A 16,171-nucleotide genomic window follows, 5' to 3' on the forward strand; every position below is an offset into this window, starting at 1 on the left:
TTGTCCAGGACAAACATAACACGGGTGCACTCATGAAAATTGCCGTCGTCGGAGCAGGAATCGCAGGATTGTCGTGTGCCTATCGCCTGGCGCAATCGGGCCAGGACGTCACCTTGTACGAGGCGGGCGATTACTTTGGCGGCCACAGCCATACGGTGGATGTCACGCTCGATGGCGTCACGCATGGCGTCGACACGGGTTTTCTCGTGTTTAACCACGCCACCTACCCGCATCTGGTGCAACTGTTTGACGAACTCGGCGTCGAGGCGGCCGACAGCGACATGTCGTTTTCCGTGAAGATGCCGCTGGGCGCTGCGCCCGACGCCCGCGTGCTGGAATGGGCGGGCGCCAATCTGGACACCGTGTTTGCCCAGCGCAGCAATCTGCTGCGCCCCGCCTTCCTGCGCATGTTGCGCGACATTCTGCGCTTCAACCGCCAGGCCAGCGCCCTGGCCACGGCTGCCTTGCCGGCGCCGGCCCTGTCGCTGGGAGAATTCCTCGACCTGCACGGCTACGGCGACGAATTCCGTCACTGGTATCTGTTGCCGATGGCCGCCTGCATCTGGTCGTGTCCGGCGCGCCAGATGCTGGCCTTTCCCTTGGCCACGTTCATCCGTTTCTGCCACAACCATGGCTTGCTGCAAGTGAGCGACCGGCCCCAATGGCGCACGGTGCGGGGCGGCTCGCGCGTGTACGTGGAAAAATTGCTGGCGGGCATACCGCAGCAGCGCCTGGCGTGCCCCGTGCTGGCTGTGCGCCGCCAGGGGCACGGCGGCGCGCGCATGGTCGAGCTGCATACGGCCGCCGGCGTTGAGCATGTCGATCACGTCGTGCTCGCTTGCCACAGCGACCAGTCGCTGGCCCTGCTGGGAGATATCCGCGACGACGAGCGCTCCGTGCTCGAAGCCGTGCGCTACCAGCCGAACCGGGCCGTGCTGCATACGGATGCCTCCTGCCTGCCGCAACGCCGCCGTGCCTGGTCCGCCTGGAATTACCAGGGGCGGCCGGCAGCGGGGGAGGGCGAAGCGCCGCAAGTGTGCGTGCACTATTTGCTGAACCAGTTGCAGCCGCTGCCGTTCACCACGCCCGTCATCGTCTCGCTCAATCCGCTCGACGAGCCCGATCCGGCAAGCATCATCGACGCGTTTTCGTATGCCCACCCCGTGTTCGATGGCGCGGCCATTGCCGCCCAGACGCGCCTGGCCGGCTTCCAGGGCGCGCAGCACACGTGGTTCGCGGGCGCCTGGACGGGCTATGGCTTCCATGAAGACGGCTTGAAGTCGGGCCTGGGCGTGGCGCAAGCCCTGAATGGCCTGGCGTTGGCGGAGCTCGGCCATGCCGCGTGATCCCGCGCAGCCGCTCCGGCCGCAGCCCCAGCTATGCCTGGGACAGGTGCGCCATGCGCGGCTGCGTCCGCGCGCGCATGCTTTTGCTTACGGCATGTTTTACCTGCGCCTGCCCCTGCGCAGCCTGGGCGCGCACGATTTTCCTGCCCGTTTGATTTCGCGCAACGGCGCTAATGTGCTGTCCTTCCGCGACAGCGACCATGGTGATGGCACGACACCTCTGCTGGACTGGATAGACGGCTTGCTGCGCCAGCATGGCGTGGTCGACGCGGGCGGCGAAATCTGGCTGCAAACCATGCCGCGCATGTTCGGCTATGTCTTCAATCCCGTCAGTTTCTGGTTTTGTCACGGGCTTGACGGTGCGCTGCGGGCCGTGCTCTGCGATGTGCGCAATACCTTTGGCGAGCGCCATCTGTACTTGCTCGAGCAGGGCGGTGCCATCGCGTATGGCAGCGAACTGGTCGCCAAGAAAATCTTTCACGTGTCGCCGTTTTGCAAGGTGGAAGGCCAGTACCGCTTCCGTTTCCTGCGCAACAACGACCAGGATGGCGAGCGCCACCTGGCCCGGGTCGATTACGACGACCTCGACGGCCCGCTGCTGCAGACGAGCTTGTCCGGCACGGCGCAGCCGTTGCGCGATGGCGCCATCGCCTGGGCCTTGCTGCGCTATCCCCTGATGACGTTCGGCGTGATGGCGCGCATCCATTGGCAAGCCTTGCGCCTGTGGCTGCGCCGCGTGCCGTTTTTCAGCAAACCCCACCCTCCACAAGAAAAGGTGTCCCGATGAGCTCCGATTCCCTGCCGACCGGCCTGCATGCGCGCAGCAGTTCCACTCCCTTGCATGGGCATGCGCACGTGGACATGCCCGCTGCCGGGCGCATGATCGTGCGCCTGCTGGAAAAATTGCAATACGGCGCGCTGCGCCTGCGCACGCCCGACGGCAGCATCTTGCTGTACGGCGATGGCAGCCATCCCGTCACCCTGGACTTGCACAACTGGCGCCTGTGTGCGGCCGTCCTGCGCTCGGGTGACATCGGCTTTGCGGAAACGTTTATCGCCGGCGACTGGCGCACGGACAATTTGCCGGGCTTGATCGAGTTGATGATACGCAACCGCGCGCACATCGAGTCATTGATCTATGGCAACTGGTGGGGCAACCTCATCTACAAGGTCCGGCATTTGCTCAATCGCAATTCGCGCGCGGGCAGCAAGAAGAATATCCATGCCCATTACGACATCGGCAACGCCTTCTATCAGCTGTGGCTGGACCCGTCGATGACGTACTCTAGCGCGCTGTTCACCGAAGGTGCCAGCCTGGAGCAGGCGCAAGGGGCGAAATACGCGCGCATCGCGGACCAGTTGCAACTGCAGCCGGGCGCACGCGTGCTGGAAATCGGTTGCGGCTGGGGCGGCTTTGCGGAAACGGCGGCGCGCGACTGCGGCGCGCACGTGACGGGTCTGACCTTGTCGACCGAACAGCTCGCCTATGCGCGCCAGCGCCTGCAGGACGCGGGCCTGGCAGGGCAGGCCGACTTGCAGCTGTGCGATTACCGCGACAGCGCAGGCCAGTATGACGCCATCGCCTCGATCGAGATGTTCGAAGCCGTGGGACAAAGCTACTGGCCCGGCTATTTCGCGTGCGTGGCGCGCAACCTGAAGCCGGGCGGACGCGCTTGCATCCAGACCATCGTCATCGCCGACGACTTGTTCGAGCGCTACAGCAAGAGCACGGATTTTATTCAACAGTACATTTTCCCGGGCGGCATGCTGCCCTCGCCGGCCGAATTCCGCCGCGCCGCCGAGGCGCAGGGCTTGCGCGTGGAAGACGCCTTCAGCTTTGGCCTCGATTACGCGGAAACCTTGCGCCAGTGGCGCGCCAGCTTCCTGGCCCAGCGCACGGCGCTGGAAAAGCAGGGTTTCGACGGCCGTTTCCTGCTCACCTGGGAGTTTTACCTCGCGTATTGCGAGGCCGCCTTCCAGGCGCACAACACGGATGTGATGCAATTTACCCTGATCAAGGAGTGATGATGCGCCGCCTGCTTGCCACTGTCGTGCTGTCGTTGACCATGTTTGGCGCCGCGGCCGCGCCGCCGGCCTTTATCGCGGCCGACGTGCCCGAAGCCCGCCTGGCGGGCGAGGGGGAATACACGTGGTTCGGCATGCGTATTTATCGGGCGCAACTTTGGGTGGGCGCGAACGGTTACCAGGGCGCGGCGTCGGCAACGGCGCCCTTCGTGCTGGAATTGCGTTACGCGCGTTCGCTCGACGGCAAGAAGATCGCCGAAGCCAGTTATGAACAGATGCAGAAAATCGGCGCCGGCACGCCGGAGCAGCGCCTGGCGTGGCTGGCCACCATGCAGCGCATCTTTCCTGACGTCAAGGAAGACCAGCGCATCGCGGGCGCCTACCGGGCCGGCATCGCGCCCGGCGTGCGCTTTTATCTCGATGGCAAGGTGCTGGCCGACGTGAACGATGGCGACTTCGCGCGCGCCTTCTTCGCCATCTGGCTGTCGCCGTCGAGCACGGCGCCGAAGCTGCGCGCCGCCTTGCTGCAGAGTGCGGCGCCGCTGCCATGAATACCGGGGCCAGCGCCTTGAGCTTGCCAGCCTTGTTCAGTTATGGCCTGTTCGGCTTGCCGCTGGCCATGGTGGCGCTGCCCGTCTATATATATGTGGCGCCGTTTTATGCGCAGCGCAGCAGCCTTGATCTGGCGCAAATCGGCGCAGTGCTGCTGGCGGCGCGCATTGCCGCCGCCTTCATCGACCCGGCCCTCGGCGCCTGGATGGCGCGAGGCGGGCGCAGCTATGCCGTGCTGGTCGGCGCATCGCTGCCGCTGCTGTTGCTGGGCTTTGGCGCCCTGTTCCATCCGCCGGCCATGCCGCAAGCGGCCACCCTGGCCTGGTTCCTGGCTGCCTTGCTGCTCGTGTACGCCGCCTATGGCCTGGCCGGCATCGCGCATCAGAGCTGGGGCGCGGCCTTGAGCCAGGCGCGCGCGCAGCGGGCGCGGGTGACGGCCGTGCGCGAAGGTTGCGGCTTGCTCGGCGTGATCCTGGCGGCGGGGCTGACGTCCGTGCTTGGCTATGACGGCCTGTCGCTGGCCTTTGCCGGCTGCCTGCTGGCGGCAGGTGCGCTGTTGCTGGCGCGCGCGCCGCGTCCGGTCTTGCGCCAAGGCACGACGGCGCTGGCTGCTGGCGCCTGGCGCCTGCCATTTCGCCAGCGCGCGTTTCGCTGGCTGTTTGCCGTCCTGCTCGTCAATGGCGTGGCTGCCGCCATTCCCGCCACCCTGTTCCTGTTCTTTGCCACCGACTACTTGCGCCTGGGCCCATACGCGGGGCCGTTCCTGATCGTCTACTTTTGCGCGGCGGCCGCCTCCATGCCCGTGTGGGTGGTCCTGGCGCGCCGCTTTGGCGAAGCGCGCGCCTGGGGCGGCGCCATGCTGCTGGCCGCCAGCGTGTTTGTCTGGGCGTATGGCCTCGGCGAGGGCGCCGCCTGGGGTTTTGCCGCCATCTGCCTGCTGTCGGGCCTGGCGTTGGGCGCCGACCTGGCCTTGCCGCCGGCCCTGCTGGCAGGGTTGATCGGCGCGGCCGGCCATGCCGGACGGCACGAAGCGGCGTATTTCGGCTGGTGGAACTGGGGCGTGCAAATGAGCCTGGCGCTGGCGGCCGGCATCGCCTTGCCCCTGCTGGCCTGGCTCGGCTATGTGCCGGGCAGCGGCAGCGGCGGCTTGCCGGCCCTGTCTGCCGCCTACGCCGTGCTGCCCTGTGTTTTGAAACTGCTGGCGGCGCTCATGCTGTGGCGCGCGCCGCTACAACATATATATAGTGACCATCGGGAGAATCGCGCATGCGCTTCATGACTTATTGCAAACGTTGCCTGCCGCTGGCCGCCTTGCTGCTGGCGCTGGCCGCCTGTTCCACGCCGCCCACGCCGGCCACGTACGCGCAGGAATTGCCCATACTGGATCTGCAACAGTATTTCAACGGCACGCTCGATGCCCACGGCATCTTCCAGGACCGCTCCGGCAAGGTGGTCAAGCGTTTCACCGTGGTGATGCGGGCCAGCTGGGTGGGCGAGACGGGAACCCTGGACGAGGATTTCACGTATGCGGATGGCAGCCGGCAACGGCGCGTGTGGACCTTGCGCAAGACGGCGCCCGGGCGCTTCATCGGCACGGCGCCCGACGTGATCGGTGAAGCCGTCGGTGAAGTGGCGGGCAATGCGCTGCGCTGGCAATACGTGCTGGCGCTGCCCGTCGATGGCACGGTCTACCACGTCGACTTCGAGGACTGGATGTTCTTGATGGATGACAAGGTCATGCTCAACCGCGCCGCCATGAGCAAGTTCGGCTTCAGCCTGGGCGCCGTCACCTTATCGTTCAGCAAGCGTCCACAGGCGGCCCCATGAATCGCAAGATCAGCAATTGGGCCGGCAAGCGCGTGTGGATCATCGGCGCGTCCAGCGGCATCGGCGCCGCGTGCGCCACCTTGCTGCTGGAGCAGGGCGCGTGCGTGGCCTTGTCGGCCCGCCACCGCGCCAGCCTGGAACAGCTGTGCGAGGGACAGCCGCTGGCACAGGCCTTGCCGCTCGATATCACGCAGCATGCGCAAGTGCGGGCCGTCTGCATGCAATTGCAGCAGCAGTGGACGCATATCGACCTGATACTGGTGGTCGCTGGCGGCTATCAGGCCATGCGCGCCGATAGCTTCGACCTCGAGGCGGCCCAGGGCTTGCTGGCCCTGAACGTAGGTGGCGTCTTCAATTGCCTGGAGCCAGCCTTGCCGTGGCTGTTGCGCCAGGGCAGCGGCGGCATCGGCATCGTCGGCTCGGTGGCCGGCTATGGCGGCTTGCCCAAGGCGCTCGCGTATGGCGCCAGCAAGGCGGCGCTGATCAACCTGACGGAGTCGCTGTATTTGGATTTGCATCCGCGTGGGATTGATGTGTATCAAATCAACCCTGGTTTTGTCGCCACGCCTTTGACGGCGAACAATGATTTCACCATGCCGGCCCTGATGACGGCGCAGGACGCGGCCGCCGCCATGCTTGACGGAATCGAACGGGGGCAATTCCACATCCACTTTCCGAAACGCTTTACCAATACCATGCGCATGGCGCGGCTGTTGCCGTACCGCGCCTATTTTTGGCTGATCCGCAAGGTGACGGGCCTATGAGCGCAACCATGGAAGGTGCGCTGGCGCGCCTGGTGGCGTTTTACGAGCACCTGAGCCTGGAGAGCCTGGCCCAGCTGGGTGCCGTGTACGCGCCAGACGCCCATTTCAAGGACCCGTTCAACGAGGTGGAGGGCCATGCCGCCATCCTGGCTATCTTCGAGCACATGTTCGTGCAAGTCGATGCCCCGCGGTTTGTCGTGCTGGAAAGCCTGGGGCAGGGGGACCAAGCGTTCCTGACGTGGGAGTTTCGCTTTCGCATGAAACGCCTGGTATCTGGCGAACAATGTATTCGTGGAGCAACACATGTACGTTTCGACGGGCTGGGGCGGGTGGTATTGCACCGCGATTATTGGGATGCGGCGGAAGAATTGTATGAAAAACTGCCGGTGCTGGGCCCTTTCATGCGCATGCTCCGGCGCGCAAGCCGGCGCTAAGCATGTTTCTTGATGCTTTTAAGCAAAAAAAGCGAAAAAGAAAAAGTAAATTGTGTGGAATTGGGCTGGCGAAAACTTGATTTCGGTCAATGTGTCGTTTTTATGACACAAATATGTCAAAATATTGAGAAGGCAACATTGTAAGAAATTGTTTCAACTGATGCGAAATTTACAAGCAAGAGTCGTCCTCATCCGTTCCAAGCGGGCACCCGGCGCGGGTACCGGAAAACATGGAAAACATTTCTATGTGAGCAATTTAAATTACCGGAAAGTCAGTAATTGTATTGATACTCTGCCTATTTTCCCGACGCGCGCGCCGACATCGAAAATCGCGCCTACGCCCCTGAATAATGCGGCAACGCACCAAAACAGGGCGTCATATTTCCCGTTTGCGGGCATCCGGCAGCAAACATTGGCGATGCCGTGTATGCTTCGTCCCGTTTATCCATTATCGCCTGACAAATTGTGCGCTTTGTCGCGTAAATCATGCAGGGCAAATGGCGGGTAAAGCATGTTGACGTTTTAATCATGCGCCTGATACTGTTGCACTAATACAACGGGTGTCGACAAGGCATGCGTTATGATGGAATGGTCAATCAGGCCAATGCATTGGTTGGCAAGGGGCACTGGCTCTGTCGCGTAGTACGGTTGGCGATGACCGGGATGCCTGAAAACGCACTCGGCCTGGTACCGGAAGTAACATGTTGGAACTTGATGGAATGTGAAACGGTCGTTATAGTGCCGCTTCCGGTGCCCTTTGAGCACCGAACCGGCGCATGAAAATACGGTCGCTCTGCAGCCTTCAAGCTTATCGGTGCAATAGCGTGCCGATACCGATATGAATTGTTCCCCTGACCGGAACAGCAATGTGGCAGGTGGAGACCTTGCCCTCACTCATAAAAAGCGCTCTGTTAGAGCGCAGCTCGAGATGCATAGGCTGTATTACTTTTTGCTTCAAAATTAAAGGAAATCGCAATGAAAAAAACTCTGATCACCCTGGCAGTTCTGGCAGCAGCCACCGGCGTAGCCCAAGCTCAATCGAGCGTTGTTATCTACGGTACCGTTGACGCTGGTTTCGTCAGCGAGCGCGGCGGCAAAGCTGGCTCCGTAAATAAACTGGACAGCGGCGTTGCTTCGGCTTCCCGTCTGGGCTTCAAAGGCACCGAAGATCTGGGCAGCGGCCTGTCGGCTCTGTTCGTTCTGGAAGCTGGTTTCGGCGTGGACAACGGCGCGCAAGGTAAAGACGAAGGCCTGTTCGGTCGTCAATCTTACGTTGGTCTGAGCAGCAAAACGAGCGGTACCCTGACCCTGGGTCGTCAATACACCCCTTGGTACAACACCCTGTCGAAAGTTGCTGATCCATTCGCAGTGGGCTACGCTGGTTCCGCCAAGAACCTGTTCCCAGCGAACACCCGCACCAGCAACACCGTGCTGTACACCTCGCCAAACTTCAACGGCTTTGACGCTGACGTGGCTTACACCTTCGGCGAAAAAGCTGAGTCGAACAAGTATGGCCGTCAAATCGGCGCGTCGGCTGGCTACTCGAACGGTCCTTTGAACGCACGTCTGGCTTACAACAACACCAGCAACGACGACATCGGCGTTCAAGCCGCTAGCGCACGTAACTGGTTGGCTGCAGCTAACTACGACTTCGCAGTTGTTAAAGCTTACGTCGCATACGGCGCAAACAAAGGCCTGAAGAGCGCCCAGTTGAATAACAAAGGTGTTGATGCTAACGGCAACAACTACTACAACTACGCTCCAGCTGCTGCTAGCACCGACAGCAACAACATCCTGGTCGGCGCAACCGTACCTGTTGGCCCAGCTGGCACCGTGATGGCTTCGTTCATCCGCACGAACGACAAAACCGCTGCTAACGCTGATGCTGATCAATGGGCAGTGGGCTACTCGTACGCTCTGTCGAAGCGCACCAGCACCTACGCTTCGTACGCCAAGATCAAGAACAAAAACAACGCTACCTACACTGTTGGTAACAACAGCAACGTTGGTTCGGGCGACAAAGCCTTCAACGTTGGCGTTCGTCACTCGTTCTAATATTCGCGCAAGCGAAGCTTAGTACCGCTGTCAGCATCCCTTCGGGGATGCTGATAAGCAAGGAAACGCGTCTCCAGGCTAGTCCTGGCGGCGCGTTTTTGCATTGGCGGCGCCAGTTATAATGGCGCCGTTACTCAAGTAAAGGAATGCCATGTATTCATCCACTTCGCCGCGCCTGGCTGTCTTGTTGGCCGCGCTGCTGTTCGCTGGCGCCACAGGCGCCTCTGTCGCTGCCGTCAAGGGCAAGAAGCCGGCCGGACTGGAGCGCTATGGCGTGGCCGTCTATTCCGACCTGTGCCTGCAAAAGGATAGCGGCGAAATCGGCGGCCAGCGCGTGACCCTGCATCGCTTCGCCGAGGCCGATTCCGTCATCTATGAATTCACGGCAGGCGCCCTGAGCTGGCCCATCGTGGCCAACGACGTCAACCTGGACGCCGCCACGGGCGCCTTCGACTTCACCATCGCCGGCGCCGACAGCGAAGAGCGCACCATCGTCGGCAAGTTTTCCAAGGACGGGCAGACCCTGACCCTGGAAGGCGATTACTGCGGCGGCAACGTGCGCATGCCCATGAAGCTGAGCCGCGTGCGCGATTTCGGCCGTCCTTTGAAAAACTGCACGCCATGCCCGCCGATGCCGCAGGCGCCCGCCGAGGCAGTGCCTGCCGAGGAAAGCGCGCCAGCGCCCGCTGCCTGAGCGATTGCCGCTGTGAAAAAGAAAAAGGTCCGGTATCGACCGGGCCTTTGTTATTTTCAGCGCTGCAAGGGGCTTACTGGGCCGCTTGCGCTTTTTCCGCATTCGCCCGGATGGTGGCCAGGGTCGCGTTCGGCGTGATCAGGTTGCCGTCGTAGCGCAGCTCGATCAAGGCCGGCAAGTTGTTGGCCTTGGCGTGTGCCAGCGCCCGCCGCAGGGCAGGAGCGAACTCTTCTGTCGTAGCCACCACTTCGCCATGCGCGCCATACGCTTGCGCCAGCGCCGCAAAATCCGGGTTGTGCAGGGTCGTGCCCGACACACGGCCCGGGTAATCGCGTTCCTGGTGCATGCGGATGGTGCCGAACATCTGGTTATTGAAGACGATGATGACCACGCCCGCCTGGTATTGCACGGCGGTGGCCAATTCCTGGCCATTCATCATGTATTCGCCGTCGCCGGCGAAGGTGATCACGGTGCGCTCGGGGTGCACGATCTTCGCCGCTACGCCCGACGGCACGCCGTAGCCCATGGCGCCGTTGGTCGGCGCCAGCTGCGTGCGCATGCCGCCGTAGCGGTAAAAGCGGTGCGCCCACGAGGCGTAATTGCCGGCACCGTTCGTCAGGATGGTGTCAGCGGGGGCCTGCGCCATGATCTCTTGCGTCACTTGCCACAGGTCCAGCGGCGCCTGGCCATCCTGGAAGATGGGCGGGCGCTCCTGGTAGGCGGCCAGCTCGGCCTTCGCTTCGGCCGGCGTATGTTTCCATGCGGCAGCATCGACGGGCGCCATGGCGGCCAGCATGGCGCACACTTGCGGCATGCCGCTGTTGATCATCAGTTCGGCCTGGTAAACGCTGCCCAGCTCCTCGGCATCCGTATGGATGTGCACCAGGCGCTGGCGCGGCACGGGCGAGTCGAACAGGGTGTAGCCGCCCGTCGTCATTTCGCCCAGGCGCGGGCCGATGGCGATGACCAAGTCGGCATTTTTCACGCGCGCGGCCAGTTTCGGGTTGATGCCGATGCCGACGTCGCCGATGTAGTTCGGGTGGGCATTGTCGAGCAAGTCCTGGAAACGGAAGGCGCAGGCGACGGGCAGGTGATTGCTTTCCGCGAACTGTTGCAGGTCGGCGCACGCTTGCTGCGTCCAGGTGGTGCCGCCCAGCAAGGCCAGCGGCTGTTTCGCGGTGGCCAGCATGCTGCGCAGCTGCTGCAGCTGGGCGTCCGATGGCGCTGCCTGCACCGGCTGGTAGGCGCGCGTGTCGGCCACTGTGGCCAGCGAAATGAGCATGTCTTCCGGCAAGGCCAGCACGACGGGGCCGGGACGCCCGCTGGTGGCCACCTGGAAGGCGCGCGCCAGGTATTCGGGGATGCGCTCGGCGCGGTCGATCTGCGCCACCCACTTGGCCATCTGGCCGTACATGCGGCGGTAGTCGATTTCCTGGAACGCTTCGCGGTCGACGAAATCATTGCCCACCTGGCCGATGAACAGGATCATTGGCGTGGAATCCTGGTAGGCCGTGTGCACGCCGATCGAGGCGTTGGTGGCGCCCGGTCCGCGCGTGACGAAGCAGATGCCCGGCTTGCCCGTCAGCTTGCCATAGGCTTCGGCCATGAAGGCAGCGCCGCCTTCCTGGCGGTTGATGATGAAGCGGATGCCCGAGTCGTGCAGGGCGTCGAGCACGTCGAGGTAGCTTTCGCCAGGCACGCCAAAGGCGGTGTCGACACCGTGGATCTGCAGGGCATCGACCAGGATCTGGCCGCCGGTACGGGATTGTTGCGTCATGTTCGGCTCTTTATATTCTAGTGGGTGGCAAAGAAATGGGGCAAGCGGTGCGCATGCGCTTGCATGCAAGCAGCTTGCCTCATTCTATGTGAGCCGATTTGGCCCGGCTTTTGAAATGGCGACACCGAATTACACAATCCCCCAGGGTGACGACGAGGGCGCCCGGCGGGCGGCGCCGCGCCTGTACCGGCCTTTTTGCAGAAACATGCTGCGGCGCGGTACAATGGCGGGTGAAGCAGGCCAGACAGTCGCTGGCCGGCGCAGCAATGCGCTGGCGGGAGGAAGGTCCGGACTCCATAGAGCGGGGTGACGGTTAACGGCCGTCCGTCGAAAGCCGCAAGGTATAAGGCGAGGAATAGGGCCACAGAGACGAGCGTATTAAGTTACGGTGAAACGCGGTAACCTCCACCTGGTGCAATTTCAAATAGGCACGCGATGATGCTGCTCGCGGAGCGTGCGGGTAGAAAGCTTGAGCGCCCGAGTAATCTGGCGCCTAGAGGAATGACTGTCATAGCGCCGACCTGCAAGGGAAGGCGCCGTAACAAAATCCGGCCTACCGGCCTGCTTCACTTGAATTCCGGCTCCCTGGCCTGCCAGGGAGCACCTCGGCAGCGGCTGCTTTTCCTGCTGCGCGCCACGCAAAAGCCCCCGCAACGGGGCTTTTTTTGTTTCTAAAAGTATAGCACTTAAGGTAAAGTTGTATATACAACTAAAAGTGAATAATTGGTTAAAGTTTCTTATCTACAATTAATTGCTGCATTGCAAAAATAGTTTTCCTGCGTCAGGCCAACCCCTGAAAACAGGGCCGATACGCGCCGTGGACGATTATTTTTTGCTTTAAACCAAGTCTTACGTTGCGGCTGATTGCTGTTGTGTCTGGATGACGAAATTATTGTCATGCGTCAACTAACTGTAAAAAATTCAATTTTTCGATTTCGTTTTTTTCGATGTTTACGGTAGGAAAACACATGTGTGCAGATGAGGTAGCACATTCACTATCTTTCATAAGTATCTAATTTATCGATATATTTTTATTTGAGACTCCTTCAACGATATGCGCTAAGTCCTTAATTTCATTAATAAAATTCCTGTTTTGCCAATCGGAAACCGCTTGACCACTATCTTTGCTTCCTCTAAAGTGGGCAACTGTGTGAAAAAGTGTGTTTTTGTGGGAAATTTTCCCTTTTCATCATGATGCGCAAGCGTCGCAACCCAAGCTCAAAAAAGGTCTTCCGTGTTTCAAGGCGCGTCCGCAATCAATCTCGATGCCAAAGGCAGGATGTCTATCCCTGCCAAGCACCGTGACGCGCTGGCGATTCAATGCGAAGGCCGCTTGACCCTGACCAAACACCCCGATGGCTGCCTGCTGTTTTTCCCCCGTCCCGTGTGGGAAAGCCACCGCCAGCAAATCGCCGCCTGGCCCATGTCGGCGCGCGCCTGGCAGCGCATCTTCCTCGGCAACGCCGTCGACGTCGAGCTGGACTCGGCCGGCCGCGTGCTGATCTCGCCTGAATTGCGCAACGCCGTCGGGCTGGCGCGCGAAGTCATGATGATCGGCATGGGCAGCCACTTTGAAATATGGGATGCCGCCAAGTTGGCCGACAAAGAACAGCAGGCGATCGATGCCGGCACCCCCGATGTACTTTCCAATTTTTCTTTCTAAGGCTCCGTAATGACACAACTCACGGTGCCGGAATTTCAGCATCGCACGGTGCTGCTCGATGAAGCGGTCGATGCGCTCGACCTGTCGGGCGACCGCGCGCACGGCGTTTACGTCGACGGCACGTTTGGCCGCGGCGGCCATAGCCGCCTGATTTTGTCGCGCCTGGCCTCCGACGCGCGCCTGATCGGCTTCGACAAGGACTTGCAGGCGATCGCCACGGCCGAGCAGATCGGCGACCCCCGCTTCGAAATCGTCCACGACAGCTTTGCCACCATGACGGCCAGCCTGGCCGAACGCGGCGTGCAGCAGGTGGACGGCATCCTGCTCGACCTGGGCATCTCGTCGCCGCAGGTCGACGACGCGGCGCGCGGTTTCAGCTTCCGCAACGACGGACCGCTGGATATGCGCATGGATACCACGCGCGGCATCTCCGCGGCCGAATGGCTGGCGGTGGAAACCGAGCAGAATTTAGAGAAAGTGATACGCGATTATGGGGAAGAACGGTTTGCTTTTCAGATTGCAAAGGCGATTGTTGCTGGCCGGGCAGTCCAGCCAATTTCAAGCACACGACAGCTTGCCGGCATCGTGGCAGGCGCCGTCAAGACCCGCGAGAAGGGTAAGGACCCCGCTACCCGCACCTTTCAGGCCATACGCATTTTCATTAACAAGGAGCTCGAGGATCTCGAGATCGGCCTGAACCAGGCGTATGCCTGCCTGGCGCCCGGCGCGCGCATGGCCGTGATCAGTTTCCATTCGCTGGAAGACCGCATGGTCAAGCGCTTCTTCGCCTCGAAGGCGAACGTGGAGCAGCCTGACCGCCGCCTGCCGATCCGCGCGGTGGACTTGCCGCAGCCGGAAATGAAGCTGATTTCGAAGATGAAGCCGTCCGACGCCGAGATCGAGGGCAACCCCCGTTCGCGTTCGGCCGTGATGCGCGTGGCGCAGCGCCTGCCGCTGGCCGCCCCTGCAAACGGCGGCGCCCGATGACTGGCAAGCTGTGTGTCGTGCTGTCGGCCCTGCTGGTGTGCTGCGGCCTGTCGCTGGTGAACGCGCAATACCAGTCGCGCCACCTGTTGATCGACCTGGAGCGCGCGCAAGCGCTGTCGCGCCAGCTCGACATCGACTGGGCGCAGCTGCAGCTGGACCAGTCCACTTTGGGCAAGCATGAACGCATCGAATCGATCGCGCGGCGCGACCTGAGCATGACGCCGCTGACGGCGGCGCGTACGCAATACCTGACGGAGGGCGAATAATGAAGTTGGGCGGTAACAGCAACGGCCGGGTGGCGGCATCGAAAGGCGTGCCATTCTCGAAGAACCCCGTACTGGCGGTGCGCCTGCCCGTCTGGCGTTCGCGCGTCGTGCTGTTCCTGCTGTTCTTCGCTTTCGCCGGCCTGGGCGCGCGCGCGCTGTGGCTGCAGGGCGTCTCGACGCAGTTCCTGCAAAAGCAGGGCAAGGCGCGCTATGAGCGCACGCTGGAATTGCCGGCCACGCGCGGCAAGATCACCGACCGCAATGGCCAGGTGCTCGCCTCGTCCGTCCCCGTGAAAGCCATCTGGGCCATTCCCGACGACGTGCTGCAGGCGTCGCCCGAGAAAATCAATGCGCTGGCCGGCCTGCTGGAAATGAACGTCAACGAATTGCGCAAGAAGCTCGATTCGGACCGCAGCTTCGTTTACCTGAAACGCCAGGTCGAGATGGACGTGGCCGACAAGATTTCCAAGCTGGGCATCGACGGCATCGACGAGCGCAAGGAATACAAGCGCTTTTATCCACAGGGCGAAGTGATGACCCACGTGGTGGGTTTTACCAACGTGGAAGACGTGGGCCAGGAAAGCATGGAGCTGGCGCAGCAGAAGACCCTCGTCGGCACCACCGGCAGCCGCCGCGTGATCAAGGACCGCCTGGGCCACATCGTCGAAGACATCGGCTTCATCCACGAACCGCACGATGGCAAGGACCTGACCCTGTCCGTCGACAGCAAGATCCAGTACATCGCCTTCACGCAGTTGAAGGAAGCGGTGGAAAAATTCAATGCCAAGGCCGGCGGCGCCGTGGTGCTCGACGTGCACACGGGCGAAGTGCTGGCCCTGGCCAATTACCCCAGCTACGACCCGAACGACCGCCGCAAGCTCACGGGCCAGCAGCTGCGCAACCGCGTCATGACCGATACTTTTGAACCCGGTTCGACCCTGAAGCCGATCACGGTCTCGCTGGCGCTCGACACGGGCCGCGTCAAGCCGGGCACCCTGATCGACACGGGGCCGGGCCGCTACACCATCGCCGACCGCACGATCACCGACACCAAGCCGCATGGCGTGATCAATGTCTCCGAAATCATCGAAATGTCGTCGAACATCGGCACCTCGAAGATCGCGCTGGGCATGCCGTCGCAGGAAATGTGGGAAATGTTTACCAAGGTGGGCTTTGGCCAGCAGCCGAAATGGGGTTTCCCTGGCGCCGTGGCCGGCCGCGTGCGTCCCTATAAATCGTGGCGCCCTGTGGAACAGGCGACCATGAGCTACGGTAACGGCATTTCCGTCTCGCTGATCCAGCTGGCGCGCTCTTATATGATGTTCGCGCGCGACGGCGACACGATTCCCCTGTCGTTCCAGAAGGTCAATGAACTGCCCGTGGGCCAGCAAGTGATCAAACCGAAGACGGCTGCCGAAATGCGCGCCATGCTCGAACTTGTGGTCTCCGGCGCGCACGGCTCGGCCAAGCGCGCCCAGGTCGCCGGCTACCGCGTGGGCGGCAAGACGGGTACCGCCTATAAAGTGGAAAACGGCCGCTATGCGATGCCGCGCAAATATATCGGCTCGTTCGTGGGCATGGTGCCGATGTCGGCACCGCGCTTCATCATTGCCGTGATGATCGATGAACCGACCGGCCCTGCCCACTATGGTGGCCAGGTTGCCGCTCCCGCTTTCGCGGCGATTGCGACCAACGCGCTGCGCGCGATGAACGTACCGCCCGATTCCTCCGTTACCGAAATCGTGGTCCCGGCCAATGCCGGCCCGGAGGCCATGTGAAGT

Annotated in this window: 15 protein-coding genes and 1 other RNA gene; 15 read left to right on the top strand and 1 reads right to left on the bottom strand. The window is 61.9% G+C overall.

Annotated features, from left to right (window positions below; genetic code table 11):
* Positions 1 to 32: 32 nt before the first annotated feature.
* From NCG91_RS21145 to NCG91_RS21190, 10 genes are all read left to right on the top strand, one after another.
* A complete protein-coding gene (locus NCG91_RS21145) occupies positions 33 to 1,346 on the top strand; it encodes an NAD(P)/FAD-dependent oxidoreductase (RefSeq protein ID WP_251351066.1) in 1,314 nt (437 codons plus the stop codon).
* Positions 1,336 to 2,133 carry a DUF1365 domain-containing protein gene (locus tag NCG91_RS21150; protein ID WP_251351067.1) on the top strand — a complete coding sequence of 266 codons (798 nt, stop codon included), beginning with the start codon at positions 1,336 to 1,338 and terminating at the stop codon, positions 2,131 to 2,133. The genes NCG91_RS21145 and NCG91_RS21150 overlap by 11 nt, the downstream gene beginning before the upstream one ends.
* On the top strand, positions 2,130 to 3,371 hold the full coding sequence (locus NCG91_RS21155) for a class I SAM-dependent methyltransferase (protein ID WP_435526503.1): 1,242 nt from the start codon (positions 2,130 to 2,132) through the stop codon (positions 3,369 to 3,371). Before NCG91_RS21150 ends, NCG91_RS21155 begins: the two co-directional genes overlap by 4 nt.
* 2 nt (positions 3,372 to 3,373) lie before the next feature.
* Positions 3,374 to 3,922: a chalcone isomerase family protein gene (locus NCG91_RS21160; protein WP_251351068.1), complete on the top strand. Its 549-nt coding sequence runs from the start codon at positions 3,374 to 3,376 to the stop codon at positions 3,920 to 3,922.
* Positions 3,919 to 5,202: an MFS transporter gene (locus NCG91_RS21165; RefSeq protein WP_251351069.1), complete on the top strand. Its 1,284-nt coding sequence runs from the start codon at positions 3,919 to 3,921 to the stop codon at positions 5,200 to 5,202. The genes NCG91_RS21160 and NCG91_RS21165 overlap by 4 nt, the downstream gene beginning before the upstream one ends.
* Positions 5,190 to 5,750: a DUF3833 domain-containing protein gene (locus tag NCG91_RS21170; protein WP_435526504.1), complete on the top strand. Its 561-nt coding sequence runs from the start codon at positions 5,190 to 5,192 to the stop codon at positions 5,748 to 5,750. Before NCG91_RS21165 ends, NCG91_RS21170 begins: the two co-directional genes overlap by 13 nt.
* The gene (locus tag NCG91_RS21175; RefSeq protein ID WP_251351070.1) at positions 5,747 to 6,514 is read left to right on the top strand and encodes an SDR family NAD(P)-dependent oxidoreductase; all 768 of its coding nucleotides are present in this window, start codon (positions 5,747 to 5,749) and stop codon (positions 6,512 to 6,514) included. Before NCG91_RS21170 ends, NCG91_RS21175 begins: the two co-directional genes overlap by 4 nt.
* Positions 6,511 to 6,948, top strand: a complete 438-nt coding sequence (locus tag NCG91_RS21180; RefSeq protein ID WP_251351071.1) for a nuclear transport factor 2 family protein — start codon at positions 6,511 to 6,513, stop codon at positions 6,946 to 6,948. The genes NCG91_RS21175 and NCG91_RS21180 overlap by 4 nt, the downstream gene beginning before the upstream one ends.
* Before the next feature lie 975 nt (positions 6,949 to 7,923).
* A complete protein-coding gene (locus NCG91_RS21185; protein WP_099665437.1) occupies positions 7,924 to 9,003 on the top strand; it encodes a porin in 1,080 nt (359 codons plus the stop codon).
* A gap of 151 nt (positions 9,004 to 9,154) precedes the next feature.
* Complete coding sequence (locus tag NCG91_RS21190) at positions 9,155 to 9,697, top strand: hypothetical protein (protein ID WP_099665436.1); 543 nt, start codon at positions 9,155 to 9,157, stop codon at positions 9,695 to 9,697.
* Between the two features lie 73 nt (positions 9,698 to 9,770).
* Here the strand turns inward: NCG91_RS21190 and NCG91_RS21195 are convergent, their stop codons facing one another.
* Positions 9,771 to 11,474, bottom strand: coding sequence for a thiamine pyrophosphate-binding protein (locus NCG91_RS21195; protein ID WP_251351072.1), 1,704 nt, complete (start codon positions 11,472 to 11,474; stop codon positions 9,771 to 9,773).
* Between the two features lie 232 nt (positions 11,475 to 11,706).
* On the opposite strand from NCG91_RS21195, the gene rnpB reads away from it, so the two are divergent.
* The 5 genes from rnpB to NCG91_RS21220 all read left to right on the top strand — a co-directional run bounded on the left by rnpB (position 11,707) and on the right by NCG91_RS21220 (position 16,168).
* Positions 11,707 to 12,046: RNase P RNA component class A (gene rnpB, locus NCG91_RS21200), an RNA gene on the top strand.
* 662 nt (positions 12,047 to 12,708) lie between these two features.
* Positions 12,709 to 13,137 carry a division/cell wall cluster transcriptional repressor MraZ gene (gene mraZ, locus NCG91_RS21205; RefSeq protein WP_034748899.1) on the top strand — a complete coding sequence of 143 codons (429 nt, stop codon included), beginning with the start codon at positions 12,709 to 12,711 and terminating at the stop codon, positions 13,135 to 13,137.
* 9 nt (positions 13,138 to 13,146) lie between these two features.
* A complete protein-coding gene (gene rsmH / locus NCG91_RS21210) occupies positions 13,147 to 14,124 on the top strand; it encodes a 16S rRNA (cytosine(1402)-N(4))-methyltransferase RsmH (protein ID WP_251351073.1) in 978 nt (325 codons plus the stop codon).
* Entirely contained in the window at positions 14,121 to 14,390 is a 270-nt protein-coding gene (gene ftsL / locus NCG91_RS21215; RefSeq protein WP_034748894.1) for a cell division protein FtsL, read from the top strand. The genes rsmH and ftsL overlap by 4 nt, the downstream gene beginning before the upstream one ends.
* Positions 14,390 to 16,168 carry a peptidoglycan D,D-transpeptidase FtsI family protein gene (locus NCG91_RS21220; RefSeq protein ID WP_034748891.1) on the top strand — a complete coding sequence of 593 codons (1,779 nt, stop codon included), beginning with the start codon at positions 14,390 to 14,392 and terminating at the stop codon, positions 16,166 to 16,168. The genes ftsL and NCG91_RS21220 overlap by 1 nt, the downstream gene beginning before the upstream one ends.
* The last annotated feature ends 3 nt before the right edge of the window (positions 16,169 to 16,171 follow it).

Origin of the sequence: Janthinobacterium kumbetense (assembly GCF_023703445.1) — a bacterium.
GTDB classification, from domain to species: Bacteria; Pseudomonadota; Gammaproteobacteria; order Burkholderiales; family Burkholderiaceae_D; genus Janthinobacterium; species Janthinobacterium kumbetense.

What these genes read in the sequence shown, in the direction of transcription:
- NCG91_RS21145 (WP_251351066.1), top strand. Translation starts at nt 33, where the DNA reads ATGAAAATTGCCGTCGTCGGAGCAGGAATCGCAGGATTGTCGTGTGCC.
- NCG91_RS21150 (WP_251351067.1), top strand. Translation starts at nt 1,336, where the DNA reads ATGCCGCGTGATCCCGCGCAGCCGCTCCGGCCGCAGCCCCAGCTATGC.
- NCG91_RS21155 (WP_435526503.1), top strand. Translation starts at nt 2,130, where the DNA reads ATGAGCTCCGATTCCCTGCCGACCGGCCTGCATGCGCGCAGCAGTTCC.
- NCG91_RS21160 (WP_251351068.1), top strand. Translation starts at nt 3,374, where the DNA reads ATGCGCCGCCTGCTTGCCACTGTCGTGCTGTCGTTGACCATGTTTGGC.
- NCG91_RS21165 (WP_251351069.1), top strand. Translation starts at nt 3,919, where the DNA reads ATGAATACCGGGGCCAGCGCCTTGAGCTTGCCAGCCTTGTTCAGTTAT.
- NCG91_RS21170 (WP_435526504.1), top strand. Translation starts at nt 5,190, where the DNA reads ATGCGCTTCATGACTTATTGCAAACGTTGCCTGCCGCTGGCCGCCTTG.
- NCG91_RS21175 (WP_251351070.1), top strand. Translation starts at nt 5,747, where the DNA reads ATGAATCGCAAGATCAGCAATTGGGCCGGCAAGCGCGTGTGGATCATC.
- NCG91_RS21180 (WP_251351071.1), top strand. Translation starts at nt 6,511, where the DNA reads ATGAGCGCAACCATGGAAGGTGCGCTGGCGCGCCTGGTGGCGTTTTAC.
- NCG91_RS21185 (WP_099665437.1), top strand. Translation starts at nt 7,924, where the DNA reads ATGAAAAAAACTCTGATCACCCTGGCAGTTCTGGCAGCAGCCACCGGC.
- NCG91_RS21190 (WP_099665436.1), top strand. Translation starts at nt 9,155, where the DNA reads ATGTATTCATCCACTTCGCCGCGCCTGGCTGTCTTGTTGGCCGCGCTG.
- NCG91_RS21195 (WP_251351072.1), bottom strand. Translation starts at nt 11,474, where the DNA reads ATGACGCAACAATCCCGTACCGGCGGCCAGATCCTGGTCGATGCCCTG.
- rsmH (WP_251351073.1), top strand. Translation starts at nt 13,147, where the DNA reads ATGACACAACTCACGGTGCCGGAATTTCAGCATCGCACGGTGCTGCTC.
- ftsL (WP_034748894.1), top strand. Translation starts at nt 14,121, where the DNA reads ATGACTGGCAAGCTGTGTGTCGTGCTGTCGGCCCTGCTGGTGTGCTGC.
- NCG91_RS21220 (WP_034748891.1), top strand. Translation starts at nt 14,390, where the DNA reads ATGAAGTTGGGCGGTAACAGCAACGGCCGGGTGGCGGCATCGAAAGGC.